The sequence below is a fragment of the Pseudomonas sp. JV449 genome, assembly GCF_032424295.1.
In the GTDB taxonomy this organism is placed as follows: Bacteria; Pseudomonadota; Gammaproteobacteria; order Pseudomonadales; family Pseudomonadaceae; genus Aquipseudomonas; species Aquipseudomonas marginalis.
Genome location: NZ_VYKD01000023.1, coordinates 38,274 through 56,892, shown reverse-complemented (window position 1 = coordinate 56,892; position 18,619 = coordinate 38,274). Strand labels below are relative to the sequence as shown.

Annotated in this window: 9 protein-coding genes, 1 tRNA gene and 1 pseudogene; 7 read left to right on the top strand and 4 right to left on the bottom strand. The window is 58.6% G+C overall.

The annotated features are described in order from the left end of the window. Nucleotides 1-36: 36 nt before the first annotated feature. Entirely contained in the window at nucleotides 37-1,179 is a 1,143-nt protein-coding gene (gene lldD, locus F6S08_RS21660; protein ID WP_065923910.1) for an FMN-dependent L-lactate dehydrogenase LldD, read from the bottom strand. 100 nt (nucleotides 1,180-1,279) lie between these two features. Between lldD and F6S08_RS21655 the strand changes: the two genes are divergently transcribed. The 5 genes from F6S08_RS21655 (at nucleotide 1,280) to F6S08_RS21630 (ending at nucleotide 12,539) form a co-directional block, all read left to right on the top strand. Further along, the gene (locus F6S08_RS21655) at nucleotides 1,280-2,176 is read left to right on the top strand and encodes a LysR family transcriptional regulator (RefSeq protein WP_315872331.1); all 897 of its coding nucleotides are present in this window, start codon (nucleotides 1,280-1,282) and stop codon (nucleotides 2,174-2,176) included. Between the two features lie 60 nt (nucleotides 2,177-2,236). Then, a tRNA-Asn gene (locus F6S08_RS21650) sits at nucleotides 2,237-2,312 on the top strand. Nucleotides 2,313-2,841: 529 nt separating this feature from the next. Next, nucleotides 2,842-4,563, top strand: a complete 1,722-nt coding sequence (locus F6S08_RS21640) for a ShlB/FhaC/HecB family hemolysin secretion/activation protein (RefSeq protein WP_137212745.1) — start codon at nucleotides 2,842-2,844, stop codon at nucleotides 4,561-4,563. 33 nt (nucleotides 4,564-4,596) lie between these two features. After that, nucleotides 4,597-12,333, top strand: a complete 7,737-nt coding sequence (locus tag F6S08_RS21635) for a DUF637 domain-containing protein (protein WP_137212744.1) — start codon at nucleotides 4,597-4,599, stop codon at nucleotides 12,331-12,333. A 5-nt stretch (nucleotides 12,334-12,338) separates the two neighbouring features. Next, entirely contained in the window at nucleotides 12,339-12,539 is a 201-nt protein-coding gene (locus F6S08_RS21630) for a hypothetical protein (RefSeq protein ID WP_065923907.1), read from the top strand. Between the two features lie 203 nt (nucleotides 12,540-12,742). On the opposite strand, the pseudogene tnpC reads toward F6S08_RS21630, so the two are convergent. Beyond that, nucleotides 12,743-13,849: pseudogene (gene tnpC, locus F6S08_RS21625) on the bottom strand (IS66 family transposase); the annotation flags it as partial. A 188-nt stretch (nucleotides 13,850-14,037) separates the two neighbouring features. Beyond that, nucleotides 14,038-14,931 carry a LysR family transcriptional regulator gene (locus F6S08_RS21620; RefSeq protein ID WP_027603978.1) on the bottom strand — a complete coding sequence of 298 codons (894 nt, stop codon included), beginning with the start codon at nucleotides 14,929-14,931 and terminating at the stop codon, nucleotides 14,038-14,040. 94 nt (nucleotides 14,932-15,025) lie between these two features. On the opposite strand from F6S08_RS21620, the gene F6S08_RS21615 reads away from it, so the two are divergent. Further along, nucleotides 15,026-16,192, top strand: coding sequence for an MFS transporter (locus tag F6S08_RS21615; protein WP_027603979.1), 1,167 nt, complete (start codon nucleotides 15,026-15,028; stop codon nucleotides 16,190-16,192). Between the two features lie 297 nt (nucleotides 16,193-16,489). On the opposite strand, the gene F6S08_RS21610 is transcribed toward F6S08_RS21615, so the two are convergent. Then, nucleotides 16,490-17,422: a LysR family transcriptional regulator gene (locus F6S08_RS21610; RefSeq protein WP_065947611.1), complete on the bottom strand. Its 933-nt coding sequence runs from the start codon at nucleotides 17,420-17,422 to the stop codon at nucleotides 16,490-16,492. Nucleotides 17,423-17,531: 109 nt separating this feature from the next. On the opposite strand from F6S08_RS21610, the gene F6S08_RS21605 reads away from it, so the two are divergent. Further along, on the top strand, nucleotides 17,532-18,617 hold the full coding sequence (locus F6S08_RS21605) for a TauD/TfdA family dioxygenase (RefSeq protein WP_315872330.1): 1,086 nt from the start codon (nucleotides 17,532-17,534) through the stop codon (nucleotides 18,615-18,617). The last annotated feature ends 2 nt before the right edge of the window (nucleotides 18,618-18,619 follow it).

Below are 18,619 nucleotides of genomic sequence, written 5' to 3'. Positions count from 1 at the left end.
TACAGTAAAAAAACGGTCGTTAAGCACTGACGTCAGTTATTTGGCTGATTGCACCAGCGTGTTGTGGTCAATCTGGTCGATGGACGTGACACCGGTCAACGTCATGGCCACGCGCATTTCCTTGGCGAAGATGTCCAGCAGGTTCTCTACCCCGTGCTGCCCGTCGGCGGCCAGTGCATAGGCGGTGGCGCGTCCGAGCAGGCACGCCTTGGCGCCGAGGGCGAGCATGCGCACCACGTCCAGCCCGGAACGGATGCCGGAGTCCACCAGCACCGTCAGGTCATCGCCCACGACATCGGCAATTGGTGGCAGAGCCTTGGCGGTGGACAGCACACCGTCCAGCTGACGGCCGCCATGGTTGGAAACCACGATGCCATCGGCGCCGAAACTCACTGCGTCCCTGGCGTCCTGAGGATCGAGGATGCCCTTGATAATCATCGGGCCTTTCCAGAAGTCGCGGATCCACTCCAGGTCTTTCCAACTGATGGAGGGGTCGAAGTTATTGGCCAGCCAGCCGATGTAATCTTCCAGGTGAGTGGGTTTGCCGAGGTACCTGGAGATATTGCCCAGGTCGTGGGGGCGGCCCATGAGCCCTACGTCGAACGCCCATTGCGGCTTGGTGACGGCTTGCAACATGCGCCGCTGCGCCGCGAACGGCCCGGACATGCCCGAGTGGGCATCGCGGTAGCGCGCACCGGGCGTGGGCATGTCCACGGTGAACACCAGGGTGGTGACCCCCGCCGCCTGGGCCCGCTCCAGGGCATTGCGCATAAAGCCCCGGTCCTTGAGCACATACAGCTGGAACCAGATTGACTGCGGGCTCTGCGACGCCACTTCTTCAATCGAACACACCGACACTGTCGACAGGCAGAAGGGGATGCCCTTGTTCGCCGCCGCCTTTGCCGCCTGTACTTCGCCGCGCCGCGCATACATGCCGGTCAAGCCGACAGGGCTGAGGATGACCGGCATGTCCAGGGCCTGGCCGAACAGCGTGGTCTTGAGGCTCAGGTTATCGACATTGCGCAGCACGCGTTGGCGCAGGCTGATCTCGGCCAGGTCCGAACTGTTCGCGCGCATCGTGTGCTCGGCGTAGGCACCGCCGTCGATGTAGTCGAACAGGAAGCGCGGCAGCTTGCGTTTGGCCGCTGCGCGGTAGTCGGAGGCGGACGAGATGATCATTAAGCGTGTCTCCACAAGGCTGGGCGGGTCAGGATAGGCAAATATATGTCATGATAAAAACAACTTTTATCGCTAGATACCAGTCGCTAAAGGAATACCCATGAACTTGAGAACGTTGCGCACGTTCGTCGAAGTGGTGCGCCAGGGCGGATTCTCCCAGGCCGCCGACGTGGTGGCCTTGACCCAATCCACGGTGAGCAAGGCGGTCAAGACCCTGGAGGAAGAACTCGGCATGCCGCTGCTCGATCGCCTGGGTCACCGCAACGAACTCACCGCTGCGGGTGAGATCGCCTACCGCCGCGCCCTGGTACTGCTCGCCGAACACCATGACCTGGTCGCCGAGATCAACGACCTGCGCGGCCTCAAGCGCGGCGTGTTGCGCATCGGCCTGCCACCGGTGGGGTGCGGGGTGTTGTTTGCGACGATGTTTGCCACCTATCGCAGTCGTTATCCGGACATCGACATCGAACTCACCGAATACGGTAGCAAGAGATTGCGCGAGTGCCTGGAAGCGGGGGAGGTCGACCTCGCTGCGTTGCTGCTGCCGGTGGATGCAGGTTTCGATTATCAGCCCGTGCGCAACGAACCGCTGATGGCCGTACTGCCCAGGAGCCACCCCCTGGCCCAGCGTCAACGCATCGACTTCGCCGATCTGGCGGATTCGCCGTTCATCCTGTTCGAAGCCGGCTTCGCCCTGAACGCCAAGATCCTCGCCGCCTGCGAGCGCAAAGGCGTGATACCCCGCGTGGCGGCGCGCAGCGGGCAGATCGACTTCATCGTCGACCTGGTCGCCGCCGGCCTCGGCGTCGCCTTCCTGCCCCGCATGCTGGCGCACAAGCATCAACACGCAGGCATCGCCCTGATCCCTCTCGACGAACCCCACACCGACTGGCACATCGCCCTGGCCTGGCGCGCCAGCGCCCACCTGCCACCCGCCGTGCGCGCCTGGCTGGACCTGGCCAAGGAGCAGCAGCTTTCAGCCGGTCATCCGAATTAATCGTCCAGGCCGTCAGGGAAAGCTTGACTTCTCCTTTTCAATCAGTAACATACGGCGCATTCCGCGATAGCTCAGTTGGTAGAGCAAATGACTGTTAATCATTGGGTCCCTGGTTCGAGTCCAGGTCGTGGAGCCAGATAGGGAAAAGCCTGCAGCGATGCAGGCTTTTTTTTGCCTTGGATTTTTCCGGGGCGATCAAAGCGCGCAGCGTGACCCGCATGAATGCATCTCAAATCCTACGATTCCGAGGTCAATATCATGAAAGTCACTGCGGTCGTTTCAACCAAAGGCGGGCCGGGTAAAACTGCGGTTGGCGTCAATCTGGGCGCGTTCTGCGCCGATGATGGGGTATACCTCACTGGCCGCACTCCTCTAAAAAAGGCAATCAGCCAATAGCACCACCATTGAGCGGTTTTCTCCCATAAAAAACTGCCGGCTAAGCCAGAGGCGCGAATTTACCTCCCAATTGCGTTGCCAAGTACGGACCTGAATTGCATGTTCACGATTTCTGTTAAGTAATTGATGTTAAAGGCCTTAATTTTTCAGACTACAAGTGATCGTGTGTCACCACTGAAACAAAGTTGTACATTTAATTGACGCCACTAAAACGCCACCATAAGATCGCCGCCAAGTGATGGCACAAAGCCATGTAGAGGGATCTAGAAATGTGGCGTTCGGCACACCGGACCAGGCTCAGTCTGCTGTCCGCTTTTTTTTGCCTGGGCTTTGCTGGGACAGCTCAAGGCGCTACCCCGCAGAACACGCCCGGCGTTACTGATCTGATCCGTGACCGCCAGGATCGCCTGCTCGAAGAGCAACAACGCCGACTCGAAGAACTCAAGGACCTGCCCGGCAAAGCTGCTACGCCTACCAAGCCGACAGCGCCCGCCGACACGCGCTGCTTTGCGATCAACACCATCGAACTTGCCGGCGCCGATGCCTTGTCCGATGGCGAGCGCGCCAGTCTGATCAAACCCTATATCGGCCAATGCCTCGGCGTGGCGCAGCTCAATGATCTGCTCAAAGTCATCACCGATCACTACCTCGCCAAAGGCCTGGTCACCAGTCGCGCCTATCTGCCGCAGCAAAACCTCGCCAGCGGAAACCTCAAGGTACAAGTGGTGGAAGGCCGGCTGGAAAGCTTGAAGGGCGCCGAAGGCAGCGGCATCACCGGCCGCCAGCTGTTTATGAGCTTCCCAGGCAAACCAGGCGATTTGCTCAACCTGCGCGAAATCGAGCAGATGGTCGACCAACTGAACCGTCTGCCCTCCAACCAGGCCCAGATGGAATTGGCCCCCGGCAAGGAAGTCGGCGGCAGCGACGTGCTGGTCAAAAACACCCCGCAAAAACCTTGGCGCGTCGGCCTGTCCCGCCACAACGGTGGCCAGCGCGCCACCGGCGAACAGCAGTGGGGCGCCAGCCTGGATTGGGACAACCCGCTGGGCCTGGCCGACCAACTCTCCCTGCGTGGCGGCCACGATGCCGTCAGCGACCACCAAAAAACCTCGCGCAATTCGATGCTCAATTACAACCTGCCATTTGGCTGGTGGAACCTCAATTACAGCTACAGCGAAACCGAATACCGCTCGCTGGCCCAGGCCAGCGGTTTCAACTTCAAGCAGTCCGGCGACAGCCAGAACCATCAACTGCGCCTGGAACGGGTGATTCACCGCGACGCCCTGAGCAAAACCTCCCTCAGCACCGGCGTGGCGTACCTGCGCACCAACAACTTCATCGAAGACAGCAAGCTCGCGTTGAGCAGTAACCGCCTCAGCGAAACCCAGTTCGGCATCAACCATGGTCGACGTATCGGCGGCTCATTCCTCAACATCGACCTGGGCATGCAGGACGGCATTGGCGCATTCGACGCCCAGGCCAACCACAATCCGCGCCCCGGCCAGGCCGATGCGCGCTACCGCAAATACACCGCGACCCTGAGCTACCTGTACCCGTTCAAGCTGTGGGGCGAGTCGTTCAGTTTCAGCAGCCTGATGACCGGCCAGCGCAGCGAAGACGTGCTGTTCAGCCCCCAGCGCATGAGCCTGGGCGGGCAGTCATCGATACGTGGTTACAAGGATCAAAGCCTGGCCGGCGATAGCGGCGGCTACTGGCGCAACGACCTGCGCTGGAGCCGCCCGGTGACCATCGCGTGGTTGCAGCCGGTGTTCAATGAATACGGCACCAGCCTTGGTTATGACCAAGGCGTGATCAGCCATGGCCGCTACAACGCCGAACAGCACGGACGCATGAGCAGCAACTCCGTGGAGTTGTTCGCGCGCGGCCAGAACGTCGCCGCCACGGTGACCTTTGCACACTCTTTGGAACGCCCGGGGCCGATCACTGAACGTGAAGCGCCGGTCTATTTTCGCCTGGATTTCTTCCTTTAAATTTTTACCGCCCCTTGGGCATCGAGACATCACATGGACGTTCGCCAGTTCGCCTTTCTTGCGCGCCAACCTTCTGCGGCCTTGAAAACGCGCTCCACTTTCCTGGGACTGCCCAAGCGCGGCTTGGCGTTGATCCTGGCCAACGCGATGTTCTGGCAGCCGTTGCTGGCGCAGGCGGATGGGATTGTGGTCAGCGCGCCGGGGACTACGCTGGGCCAGGCGGGCAATGGCGTACCCATCGTCAATATCGCGGCGCCCAATGGCAGCGGGTTGTCCCATAACCAGTTCCAGGATTACAACGTCGGCCAGCAGGGCGTCATCCTCAACAACGCCACCAGCCGCACCCAGTCGACCCAGTTGGGCGGGATTATCCTCGGCAACCAGAACCTCAACGGCACAGCAGCCAGCGTGATCCTCAACGAGGTCAACGGCGGCAGTCCGAGTCAGTTGCGCGGGTACACCGAGGTGGCTGGGCAGTCGGCCCACGTGATCGTGGCCAACCCGTATGGCATCACCTGCAATGGCTGCGGTTTTATCAATACCCCGCAAGCCACGTTGACCACCGGTAAAGCAGTGATCGAAAACGGCCAGGTCAATCGTTACCAAGTCGACGGAGGCAGCGTCGCCATCGAAGGTGCGGGCCTTAATGCCAACAACATCGATCGCTTCGAAATCATCACCCGCTCGGCCAAGCTCAATGCGGAGATCCAGGCCAAGAACCTGACGATCATTGCCGGCGCTAATGACGTTGACGCCAAGACGCTCAAGGCCACCGCGCGTGCCGCCGACCCGGCGACTGCACCGCAACTGGCGATCGACTCTTCGTCCCTGGGTGGGATGTATGCCGGGGCGATCAAGCTGGTCAGCAGTGAAGCTGGGGTCGGGGTAAAGCTTGACGGGAAAATGGCCGCCAGCGCGGGCGATATTCAGATCGCCGCCAATGGCGACCTGACCGTTGCGCAACTCGCTGCCACTGACGCAGTGACCGTCAAAGCTGCCAGTACCGATATGCAGGGCACGGTTTACGGCAGTAGCGTGAACTTGCAGGCCCGCGATGCGCTGAGTATCCAGCAAAACATCGCGGCTCGTGACCAGATCGTGCTTCGTACCCAGGGGCGGTTGACCAACAACGCGATCATCGAAGCGGGCGTCAACGACGACAACACCCGCAATACCACGGGCGATATCAAGATCCGCGCCCAGGACATGCATAACAACGGCAGTGTGGTTGCCAGCCATGACGTGCGTGTTTCGGTGGATCAAGCCCTGGATAACATCGGCGGTATTGTCAGCGCGCAACGTCTCGCGAAAATTACCGCAGGTACGCTGGATAACCGCAATGGCGGCAAGGTGCTCAGCGCTGATAAGGCCCGCATCAACGCAGATAATCTCCTCAATGCCCAAGGCAAAATTTATAGCCAGGGCGACTTGCGCATTGTCAGCGCAGACCTGGATAACCGCGGCGGTGCAATCGCCAGCAAGGTAAGTATCCGGCTGACTGGCGGCAGACTCAACAACAGCGACAACGGCAGCTTGATCGGCGAGCAAACGCTCACTATCAAAGCCGATCAGGTGCTTAACCAACTGGGCCTGATCTCTGGGTTGCAGGGCCTTGAAGTCAAAGGCGGCAAGCTCGACAACAGCAACCACGGCAAGCTCTCCAGCCTCAACGGCGAAGTCAGCGTCAAGCTCAGCGGCGATCTGGACAACAGCAACGCAGGCGCGCTGGTTAGCCAAAAAGCGCTGATGGTCAGTGCGGACAACATCGATAACCGGCAGGGTAGCCTGTCCAGCGGAGCAGGACAGACGCTCACCGTCAACGGTGTGTTGGATAACAGCGACAAGGGCCAGATGGACAGCGCAGAGACGCTGGTCGCCGCCGCCATGACGCTGCGCAACGTCAGCGGCGCCATCAGCTCCCAACTCGGCCTGACCGTCACCGGTACCGATGTGGACAACACTGCCGGCAGCATCGCGACCAACGCAGAGGCCACCCTTGATCTGCTGGGCACCCTGACCAACACCAAGGGCACAGTCGCCAGTGTGGGAGACCTGCTGCTCAAGCGAGCCGATCAGGTCGATAACCAGGGCGGTCAGCTCGCCAGCCAGAGCATGATGACGCTGCTTATCGGTGGCCTGGACAACCGTAACGGCGGCACAGTCGCCGCCAACGGTCAGCTTCTGTTGACGGCCACCGGCAAGGTGCAGAATGACAACGACGGTCTGATCTACAGCAAGAACGCAAACCTCAACCTGCATGTCGCCAGCGTGGAGAACAGCAACGGCACGCTGCAAAGCCAAACGACGCTGGTGCTTGAAACCAAAGGTGATGTCGACAACCTCGACGGCAAAATCATCGCCCAGGACGGCGAACTGAGCGTTACCGCCGACAACGTGGATAACCGTGGCGGCACGCTGTCCAGCCTGAAAAACGCCTTCACCGCACGCCTTGTTGGCGTACTCAAGAACGGTTACGACCTCGACGGCAAAGGCGGCACGGTCCAGGCGAGCGCGCTTGATTTGCGCGCGCTGGCAGGTATCAACAGCAACGGCGGACGCATCGCTGCACAAGATGGTGACGCGCTGATCGACACCCGAACTGCTGACTTCGATAACCGCAAGGGTGGGCTCTATGCAAAGCAGGGCGTGATCGTCACCGGCAACAACTTCGACAACAGCGGCGATAAAGGTGGCCAAATCTCCGGCCAGATAATCGACCTGACCCTCGACGGTGATTTGAACAACCGACTCGGCATTATCGAAAGCGACAGTACCCTAACGATCACAGCGGCCAGCATCGACAACCAGACCGGCAAACTGCGCGCACTCGGCAACAGTGGCATCACCCGCTTCCAGATTGGTGGGCGGCTGAATAACCAGAGCGGCATGCTGGAGACGGCAAACAACGATATCAACCTCACGACCGGCAGTTTGCTGAACACTGGCGGTAGCATCGTGCATGCCGGCAAAGGCAACTTTGGTGTGGCCAGCAGCGATGTAATGAACGCCGGCGGCAGCTTCACCACGGGCGGTGACCTGACTCTGGATGCCGAAAGCTGGACCAACAGCGGGGTCATTCAGGCCGGCACGCTCAACGTCAACATTAAGGACTTCACACAAACCGCTACCGGGCAATTGTTGGCGTCGACGGCGTTTGTCGGTACAGGCGACACCTGGGTCAATGACGGCGTGATCGGCAGCGACGGGACGCTGGGCCTGAAGTTGACCGGTGGCTACTCGGGCAGCGGCCGGATGAGCAGCCTGGCCGAGCTGAAAGTGGCTGCCTCTCAGCTGGACCTCGGCGCTACCGCCAGTATCACGGGCGGCGGTAAAACCGATATCAATGTCATCGGCCAGTTGAATAACTACGGCCGATTGACCTCTGGCAGCGATATGACCGTGACTGCCACGGGCCTCGCCAACTACGGGGCCCTGGCGGCCTCGCAAGACCTGGTCATCAACGCTGAGACACTCCTTAACGATCAGGCCGAAGACGGCAGCCGCGGCTTCATATTCAGCGGTCGGAATATGAGCCTCCAGGCGAACAGCATCAAAAACCGCTACGCCGACATCTACAGCATTGGCAATCTTATCGTCACAGGCAGAGCGCCAGGCAGCTCAGCCCAACGCCTGGAAAACCGCTCCGGCAGCATCGAGGCCGGCGGCGACATCAACGTCGACGCCGCAAACTTCGCTAACCAGCGCGACAAATTCAGCATGGAGCAGGTGGTCGTAGGCGGCTTCATGACCATGTCCTGCGTACAACACTGTGACGGCCCTCAAAGCCCACGTGTGCGTGGCCCGGTATTCATTTACAAAACAGTTGAAAGCACCGTGAGCGTTGACTCACCCATGGCCACATTTGTGTCTGGGCACAACCTCACGGTTAACAGCACAAGCGTCCTCAACCAATACAGCCTGCTGTCGGCGGCAAACGACCTATCCATCACCAGCACCAACATCACCAACCAGGCGGCTCTTTCCGCATCGGGCACATCCGGTCACGAGGTGGGCGCCGGCAACTGGGTTTCGGGGAGTGACTTTTACCGGTTGATGAGCGATGTACGCACCTACAACAACCAGCATCCGAGTTCGGGGCCGTTTGATCCCGTGGCGTTTGGCCAACTGGTCGCGAAGTTTGATCCTTCCTTGTTTTATGGCATCAACGACCCTGTGACGGTACAGGCCGATGGCAAAGCGGCTGCACCGGCCATCATCCAGGCTGGCGGCGCCTCCAAAGTCTCAGCAAGTAACGACATCAGCAATCTGGTGGTTCAGAAAACCACGACGGCCGTTGAGGAGCGGTCAGTGAACACCAGCGTTTTCAGCGTGACCCAACCTTCAACCGTCTTGCTCAACCGCCAGTTGCCGCCGGACCTGGCAGAACTGCAAGTTGACCCAACTGCGTTGCCGGGTTTCAGCCTGCCGACGGGTCAAAACGGCTTGTTCCGACTAAACGCCCAGGACACCTCGGGTGCGGCCGTCAGCCAAATCGTGGGCGTGCAAGGCCTCCCTAACAGCGTGACGGCGGTCAAGCCGCCGAAGTACCTGATCGAAACCAACCCCGCACTCACCGACCTCAAGCAATTCATGAGTTCGGACTACTTGCTCACACGCCTTGGCTACGACCCCGATACCAGCGCCAAGCGCCTCGGTGACGGGCTCTACGAACAACGCTTGGTACAGCAAGCTGTGGTCGCTCGCACCGGCCAAGCCTTCATCGATGGCCAGACCTCCAATGAGGATCAGTTCAAGTACCTGATGAACAACGCGATCGCGAGTAAGAATGAACTCAATCTCGCAGTTGGTGTGACCCTGACGTCGCAACAGGTCGCGGCGCTGACTCACGACATAGTCTGGCTTGAAGAACATGAGGTTAATGGCGAGAAGGTGCTGGTGCCGGTGTTGTACATGGCGCAGGCCAATAATCGGCTGGCACCTAATGGGGCGCTGATTCAAGGCACCGATGTGACGATGATCGCCGGCAAGAACCTGACCAATGCCGGTACATTAAAAGCCACCAATAACCTGTCTGCCGTTGCTGGCCAGGACATGGTCAGCAGCGGGCTGGTGCAGGCGGGTGGTCGATTGGATCTGTTGGCCAGCAAGGACCTCACCAACAAGGCGGGCGGCGTTATCGCCGGTAAGGATGTGGCGTTAACGGCGCTTACAGGCGATGTAACAAACGAGCGCACGGTGACTTCGTCGCAGATTGCTTACGGAAAAGATCAGGTTCGTAACGATTACGTCGACAGCGCGGCTCGCGTCGAGTCGGCCAACGACCTGAATATTTCGGCGGGGCGAGATATCAATAACATCGGTGGCGCACTGCAAAGTGGGCGTGACGTGATCTTGGGCGCCAGTCGGGACGTGAACATCGCTTCCGCGCAGGCCACCAATAGTCTGGGTCGCGGCGTCAACCGCAACAGCAGCAGCACTACTCAGTACAGCGCCAGTATCAGTGCCGGGAGGGACGTTTCGGTTCAGGCTGGCCGCGATGTTACGGTTGTTGCGGGCGACATCGATGCTGAGCGGGATATCGCCATGGTCGGGGCGGGTGACGTAACTATTGCTTCAGCCGCAGATGAAAACCATTTTCTCTTCAAAAGTAAAAAGCTGACGATTCAGGAGGACCACGTCCGGCAGGTCGCGAGCAGTATAAGCGCTGGTGGGAATGTGGCCGTGACGGCCGGTAAAGACATGGCGGTGATCTCCAGCAGCATTACTGCTGGCAAGGAAGCGTATCTCGCAGCGGGTAACAAACTTGGAGTTTTCGCCGCTCAGAACAGTGATTACTCCCTTTACGATGAAAAGAGCAAAGGCTCTTTCGGCGCCAAGAAAACCAAGCGTGACGAAGTCACGCAAGTTACCAATATCAGTAGTCAGATCACCTCTGGCGGCGACATGGTGCTCGCCAGCGGTGGAAACCAGCGCTATCAGGCAGCGAAGCTCAACAGCGGCGAAGACCTGATTATCAACAGTGGCGGTTCAGTGACCTTCGAGGCAGTCAAGGATCTGCATCAGGAGAGCCACGAGAAGAGCAGTACTAGCCTGGCTTGGACATCGATGTCGACCAAAAGCGCGACCGATGAAACATTGCGTCAGAGCCAGATCACCGCGAAGGGAGAACTGGTGATCAATGCTGTTGAAGGCCTACACATTGACGTGAAACAGGTCGATCAGGAAACCGTTAGCCAGGCCATTGATGCGATGGTCAAGGCCGATCCAGCTCTTGCGTGGATGAAGGAGGCAGAGAAGCGCGGTGACGTGGACTGGCGCATGGTCAAGGAGGTGCACGAGTCCTTCAAGTACAGCCATTCCGGGCTGGGAGCTGGTGCTCAGGTAATCCTTGCCATCGCTCTATCTCTGGTAATGGGGCCAGCAGGTCTTGGGCTTAGTCCTATGCAGGCAGCAGTGGCTGTCAGTCTATCCAGCACAGCAATCAACAGTACGATTTCCAACAAGGGCAACCTGGGTATCGCGCTCAAGGATACTTTCAGCGGCAGTAGCCTGAAAAATGCTGCTATCGCAGGTGTTACGGCAGGTCTTATCGATTATGCAGACACCAAATGGTTTTCCGGCACTAGCGGAGCGGCGAATGGTGGATCGAAAGTCATCAGCACTGGGCCGTTGCAGAACCCAGGTTATGCTTCCAGTATGCTCAGCCCGGAAAACTGGGCGGATACCCTATTGCGCAGCGGCACTCATGCCCTGATCAATAGTGGTGTGTCTACTGCTATCAATGGTGGAAGTTTTGGCTCGAACCTAGGAGATGCGTTGATCGGTGAGGGCATCGATCTTGGCGCCGCTTTAGGTAACAAGGCAATTGGTGATTTGGCGGCGGGCCTGGAAGTAGCGCCTAAGATTGCTGAGAAGCTGATCCTGCATGCGGCGTTGGGCGGTTTGATCGCCAAGGCTCGCGGTGATAGTTTTGCCAGCGGAGCCATCGCAGGCGGTGTGGCTGAGGGCCTGACGCCTATTGCGAATGGTCTACTGTCAGAGTTCGTCAGCTCCCGCTTTGATGCGACTGACTTGAGCGCCGCAGGAAGCCAACTGAAAATCGGCACAGCGCAGATCATTGGATTGATTGCGGCCGGTGTGGCGGGTGGAAATCCAGCGACGGGCAGCCTGATTGGTGGGACGGCGGAGAAGTACAATGACCAAGGGTTCCACCTTGATCCTACGGATCAGTCTGATGACAACGGAATGTCGATGCAGCAGTCGGTATCCGACATTGACAAGCTCAAGAAAAATATTTCTCTGCTGATACTGACTGGCCTCTTCCCAGAGTTTTTCTTGGAGGAGGGAGCCGCCGGCAGCGTTGGCTTCCTGTCAAAAATAAAGGGAATGTTCAGTGAGTCTGCTGAGGGAGAAGCATTAGCTGGAGGGGGCACAAGCGCCGGGAAAGGCGGAGCTATTGAGGCTGGTACCGATGCCCAAGTCACTGGGAGCTCCGCAACGGCTGCTGCCAATGCGGGAAAACGAGCGCAGGAAATTGCTGAAGAAATAGCTGACGGTCATGCATTTGATAAGCATGTGGTTGATCAAGAAGAATATAAAGACCTTGGGATAACTACACGTGAGGAGTTTTCGAAGCATATTAAAGAAGTTGTTAGCAAGCCTACGTCGTCTCGCGAACTGAGTGGAGGAAGAAGTGCCTTTTGGGATGAGGCTAGTGGTACAGTTGTTATCAGAAACCCCAACGCTGTTGATGGTGGAACCGCATTTCGTCCTACCGGTGGGCGTGCATATTTTGATAATTTGAAGTGAGAATAATGAAAATCATTGAATCTGTATCTAATCAGACTAGCATCAGTATCGAACGTGAGGAGCTTTTGCTCATTTATGCGGCTCTGAATGAAATATGTAATGGTATAGAAGTTTTTGAGTTTGAAACTCGAATCGGGGTTAATAGGGAACGAGCTTTAGACTTTATGAGTGAGGTTGGAGTACTGCTTGATCAGATTGAAGAGTGAACAGAGTAAGGGGTTGACCCTCCGCTTCCTCGATTCTTCTTAAGAAAAATTAAGAAGTTGGAGTTATGGGAGAAGCCTGCACGAGTCGGCAACTTGGTTTGCACCACATAAAACTAAGATCCCGAACCCATGCAGGCCATTCGATTTTTACACTGAGCGTACGCCCAAGCACTGTAAGCTTCCGGAAATGCCGTCTTGTGCAGCTAAGCCGGTTGCCATCGATGCGGCAACAACTCCCCACTCTCACTCGCCCGCTGCGTCGGCAGGCGAGTAAGAACATCCTTCAGATAAGCATACGCATCGTGACCGTTGAGCTTGGCCGACTGGATCAAACTCATTAGAGCAGCAGCGCGTTGGCCACTGCGTAGTGACGCGGCGAACAGCCAGTTTTTTCTTCCAAGAGCCCAAGGTCGAACTTGCTGCTCGATATGGTTGTTGTCTATGGGCACCGTGCCGTCGTTCAGATAACGGCTCAACGCAGCCCTACGTTTTAGGCTGTAATCCAAGGCTTTGGTAATCCCCAAACCTTCATGCAAAAGCTCGCGCTGGGCGGTCATCCAGGCATGAAACGCGTCCATCAGGGGCGCTGCTTTTTCCTGACGTATTCGTCGCCGGACATCCGGTTCCAAATCGCGGACTTCGCGTTCAATTTCATATAGGGCCGCGATGTACCGCAACGCTTGCTCGGCGAGCACGCTTTTATTGGTGATGTGCAGATCATAAAACTTTCGGCGGGCGTGGGTCATGCAACCGATTTCAGTGACGCCAAGTGCAAAACTGGCTTTGTAACCACTGTAATCATCACAGACCAATTTGCCTTTCCAGTCGCCGAGGAAGTTGCGGGCATACTCGCCCGAGCGGCCAGGGCTGAAGTCGTACACCACCGCACTGATCTCAGCGAAGGCAGTCGTGGCATAGCCCCAAACATAAGCACGATGGGTCTTCTTCTCGCCCGGTGCGAGCATCTGCACCGGCGTTTCATCGACATGCACCACGTTGTGCTCAAGCACGACGTCGCGCAGAGCATCCACCAGTGGCTGCAATTGCACACCGCAAGCGCCGACCCAACTGGCCAGCGTTGATCGAGGAATTGCGAGACCGGCTCGCCCGAAGATTTGCTCCTGGCGGTACAGCGGCAAATGATCGGCGTATTTCACGATCATCACCTGAGCCAGCAGCCCGGCAGTCGGGATGCCTTTGTCGATAACTTGCGCCGGCACCGGCTCTTGAATCAAGGTTTCGCAGTTGTCGCAAACCCATTTGCCACGAATATGGCGTTCGACGCTGAACACGCCAGGCGTGTAATACAGCTAGCAAATGACTGTTAATCAGCCGTCGCTGTCGTCGTTCTATGCGCTATCGCATGAGGCGCGCGGTGGAACCTATCAACTGATCGCGAACAACGAGGCCCGGGCCGACTAGGTCATTTCGCACACCTGCATTCCTAATCTCTCACTGATCCATTCCAATGGTTCGTTCAATCAGCTGACGCCACCGCTTACATCCGGTGATGCTCCAGCAAGAAGTCTACGAACAATCGCACCCGCGCCGGCATTGCCGAGCCGCCTACGAACACCGCATGAATCGGTTCCCGGTCGCCGGGGTTCCAGGCTTCCAGCAGCGGTATCAGGTCACCGCGCTGCAGATCCTCGCTCACGCTGAACTCGCCGATACGCGCAATGCCCGCACCTACTCGCGCAAGTTGTGCCAGCGCTTCACCACTGCTGCATTCGATGTTGCCGCAGACCTTCAGGGAGAACTCTCTTGCGTCGCGGATGAACGGCCAGTTGGGTTCGGCACGCCGGAAGTTGAAGCGCAGGCAGTTATGCCGTAGCAGGTCTTCCGGTTCGCGAGGGATGCCGTGGCGTTGCAGATACTCGGGCGATGCCACCACTACCTGGCCGGTGTCGCCGATCCTGCGCGCGGTCAGCGGGCTGTCGGGCAGATGGCCAAAACGTACCGCCACATCGGCCTGGCCGCCGAGAATATCGACCACTTCGTCGCCGAGGGTGAGGTCGACCAAGATGTTCGGATGGCGGGCGCTGAATGCCGCCACCAAGGGAACGATGGCCAGCCGCCCGTGGCCAAGGGCGGCACTGACCCGCAATCGGCCCCTGGGTACGCCCTGGTCGGCGATGGCTTCTTCCACCTCGGCCATATCGGCCAGGATACGCCGGGCGCCGCGCAGGAAAGCCTCGCCCTCGGCAGTGAAGCTGATCGCTCGGGTGGTGCGCAACAGCAGTCGGGTGCCAAGGCGCTGTTCGGTACGCGCGATGATCCGACTGACCGCCGAGGGTGTGAGCCCTAATGCACGCGCGGCAGCCGATAGGCTGCCTTCCTGCGCCACGGTGGCGAACACGAGCATGTCACCGGATCTGCCGTTGAAGTCCATTTGTGCCCCTTACGCATAGGTGATTGCCAAAAATGCTATCTACCGCCTTAAAACGCTGGATCGTAGCATTGGCGGCATAGATAAGGAGCCTTCCATGCGTATCAATCCACCACTTGTCGCACTTGCCATAGGTGCCTTTGGCATCGGTGTTACCGAGTTCGCCCCCATGGGCATGTTGCCGGGCATCGCTGCGGATCTCGGCGTTTCTATTCCCGCTGCGGGACTGTTGGTCAGTGCTTACGCCTTGGGTGTACTGCTCGGCGCGCCGCTGATGACCCTGACTACCGGCAGGATCCCCCGGCGCTATCTGCTGATCGGACTCATGGCGATTTTCACCCTGGGTAATCTGATGTCAGCCCTGGCGACCGATTACTACAGCCTCATGATCGCCAGGGTGGTGACCTCACTGAACCACGGTGCGTTCTTTGGCGTTGGCTCTATCGTTGCTGCCAGCGTGGTCGCCCCTGAGAAACGTGCCGGAGCGGTCGCGGCAATGTTTATGGGCCTCACCCTGGCGACCATTGGCGGTGTGCCGCTGGCCGCCTGGTTTGGCGAAATGTTCGGTTGGCGCACTGCATTCTGGGGCATTACCGGCCTCGGCGTGGTCGCCATGGCCGCGTTATGGTTCGCCCTGCCCAACCTGAAGGCGCCGCCAGGCGTCGGTGTAATGGCCGAAATTCGCGTACTGGGCCGTGGCCCGGTGCTGGGCGCGTTGGCCCTCACGGTAGTCGGCTCGGGCGCAATGTTTACCGTCTTCACCTACATCGCGCCGATCCTTAGCAGCGAGACCCACGCGTCCACCGCCTACATAACCGCCATGCTGGTTCTGTTCGGTGTGGGCCTGACACTGGGCAACATGTGGGGCGGCAAGGCCGCCGACCGCTCGATAGATCGCACACTGATCGTTTCGCTGAGCGTGCTGATTCTCGTGTTGCTGGCGTTTACGGTACTGATGCGTTGGCCGCTGCCGGCGGCCGTTGCCATCCTGATATGGGGTATCGCCAGTTTCGCCTTGGTGCCGCCGCTACAGATGCGCGTCATGGAAGCTGCCAAGGACGCGCCCAATCTGGCCTCGGCGGTGAACATCGGTGCGTTTAACTTCGGCAATGCGATTGGTGCGGCACTGGGCGGTGCGGTGATCAATGCAGGGCTAGGTTATCCGGCGATTTCCCTGGCTGGAGCGGCAGTGGCGGGGCTAGGGCTGCTGATGGTGCTGGGATTTGCCTGGCGTTCCAGAAAGATTGCAACTGCATTGGTGTGAGCTTGATGGGAGAGCCAGTCACTCAGTTGCTCCGTGACTTCCATTGTGATTTTGGCATGACCAAATTGGATGGCTGAATCGCCGAGTAACACACGCTTTGCTTGCCCGCGGGAGTACTTGGAGTGGAGCCCAATATAGCGTTTGAACAAGGAATCTAAGGTCAGCGCTTACACCCTCTATCTTCCTCCCATGACGCCTCATTAATGAACGTAGCCTGGCAGGCTGGAGATGTCTACGGTGCCGGGGCGATTCAGAATGCTTGAATGAATCCCCCTCACAGCGACGTGAGGGCCGTCTTCATAGAGGTGCTGAGCCGCGTTTACATTCGAGGCTTTCACCTAAGCCACGGATCATCTCCATCAATGCCTTCACCCGCAGCGGCAAGTTTCCGGCCGGGTATACCGCGTGCATCTGTGGGCTCTCACCGCTGCTGGAGGTGAGCTTGTACTCAGGACACACCCGGAGCAGGCGCCCAGTTTCCACTTCGGGTTCCGCCATCCAATCCGCCAGGCGGGCGATCCCGACGCCCGCCAGGGCTGCCTGGAATACTGCCAGGCCAGAGCTGAAACGAAATTTTGGATGAACCCGAAAGCTGATGGCCTGCTCCTCGCTGCGAAAATTCCACTCCTTGAGAATCCGCGGCGCCGTATGCAGGATCAGCGAATGCGACTCCAGTGTCTCGATGGAGTCGGGCATGCCGTTGCGCTCCAGGTAGCCGGGGCTGGCATACAGGTAACGTGAGTAACTCCAGAGCGCAAAGCCGATCAAGTCGCTGGATTGTGGAAACGCACCGCGAATCGAGAAGTCCAGCTTGCTCTTGGCCGGGTCGATGATCTCATCAGTGAAAATCACATCGATGTTAACGTCTGGATAACGCTCGCAGTATTGCGCGATCAACCGGGGCAATACCCCGTGTCCGAGCACCTCGGGGGCGGAAAAACGGATCCAGCCGGAGGCCAGGCCGCTGAGACCGGCCAGGTCTTCATCCACCTCACGTTGCAGATCGAGCATTTTGTACGCGTGGGGCAATAAGCATTCGCCCGCTTCGGTCAAGCTCACGGCATTGGACGAGCGATTGAACAACTTGAGCCCCACACTTTCCTCCAGGGCTTGAACGGCACGGGTCAGTGCGCTGGGGGAGCGCCCCAGCGTCCGTGCCGCGGCGACGAAGCTGCGCTTGCGAGCCACGGTCGCGAAGGCTTCAAGTTCCCCCAACATATTCAATGCCACTTTCCACCTCATTGCATTTTTCACAACGCGGCATTGCAACACAAAAAAGGCCCTTCCGTTAACCTTCCCGTTCAACCCACAAGGATGGTGCAAACAGGAGCGCAAGGACGTGTCGAAGCTGGATGAAGTAATCGGGAAAGCCGCAGCGTGTATTGATGAAGTCATTCATGAAAGGCTGGAAAAAAAATCAGTGACTTCGACCCGACGGGAGATACCGCAAATTCATCTGTCGCTGGAAGAACAACGCACACTTCAGGCCGGGCTGGCATCGCTGGACGTGACCGATAGCGCCTCGGGGATCCGCCACATGCCGGCCCTGGGGCGGTTGCTGGAAAGTGTCCTGGGCACCGAGAAAATCCAGCAGCTGCGCAATTTTCCACAAGCCCGTGACGTGGCGATGATCGTCAGGGGGCTGCCGCTGGACCCGCAACTGCCTGCCACGCCCTATGACCTGGAGCCGGGTATCGAGAACCTGTCGATTCTGGCCGGGGCTATTTTGTCCGTGCTGCACACTCTGCAAACCCGTCCGCTGGCGTACGAGGGCGAAAGCACCGACACCGTGTTCCGTCACGTATCGCCCAAGCGCAAGCGAGAGACCGAAAAGAGCTCCTATGGCTCGCGCGCGGATCTGGACATGCATGTCGACAACCCTCACCTGCCTTTGACCTGCGAACCCGTCTCGCAGTTGTCGGCCTGTCCGGAGTACCTGTCCCTGACCGGCCTGCGCTGCGAGCTCGAGGTGCCGACGCGCATCGTCGCCATTGACGAGGTGCTGGCCATTCTGCCGGCCTACGTCGAAGAAGAACTATCACGACCGAACTTCACCGTTCGCCGACCGGCCTCCTTCGGCAAGCAGGGGAATGTGCTGGAAAACGTCCCCTTGCTCTACAGAAGCGCAACCGATGGCTTGTATTGCCGCTATAACAAAGCGAGTGTCGAAGCGACCTGCGGCCCTGCGCAGTTTGCCCTCCAGCTGTTTGCCGCCGCCGCCAATCATCCCGATGTCGTGCACCACATCATGCTGCAACCAGGGGACATGCTGATCTTCAAGAACCAGCAAACCCTGCATGCCCGGGATGGTTTTACCCCCCGCTACGACGGCCGTGATCGCTGGATGTTGCGTGTCTTCGGGGTCAATGATCCGGCACGCGTGGTGCCGCTGGACCCTCATCAACCCTACATAGTCAGAGCCTGATT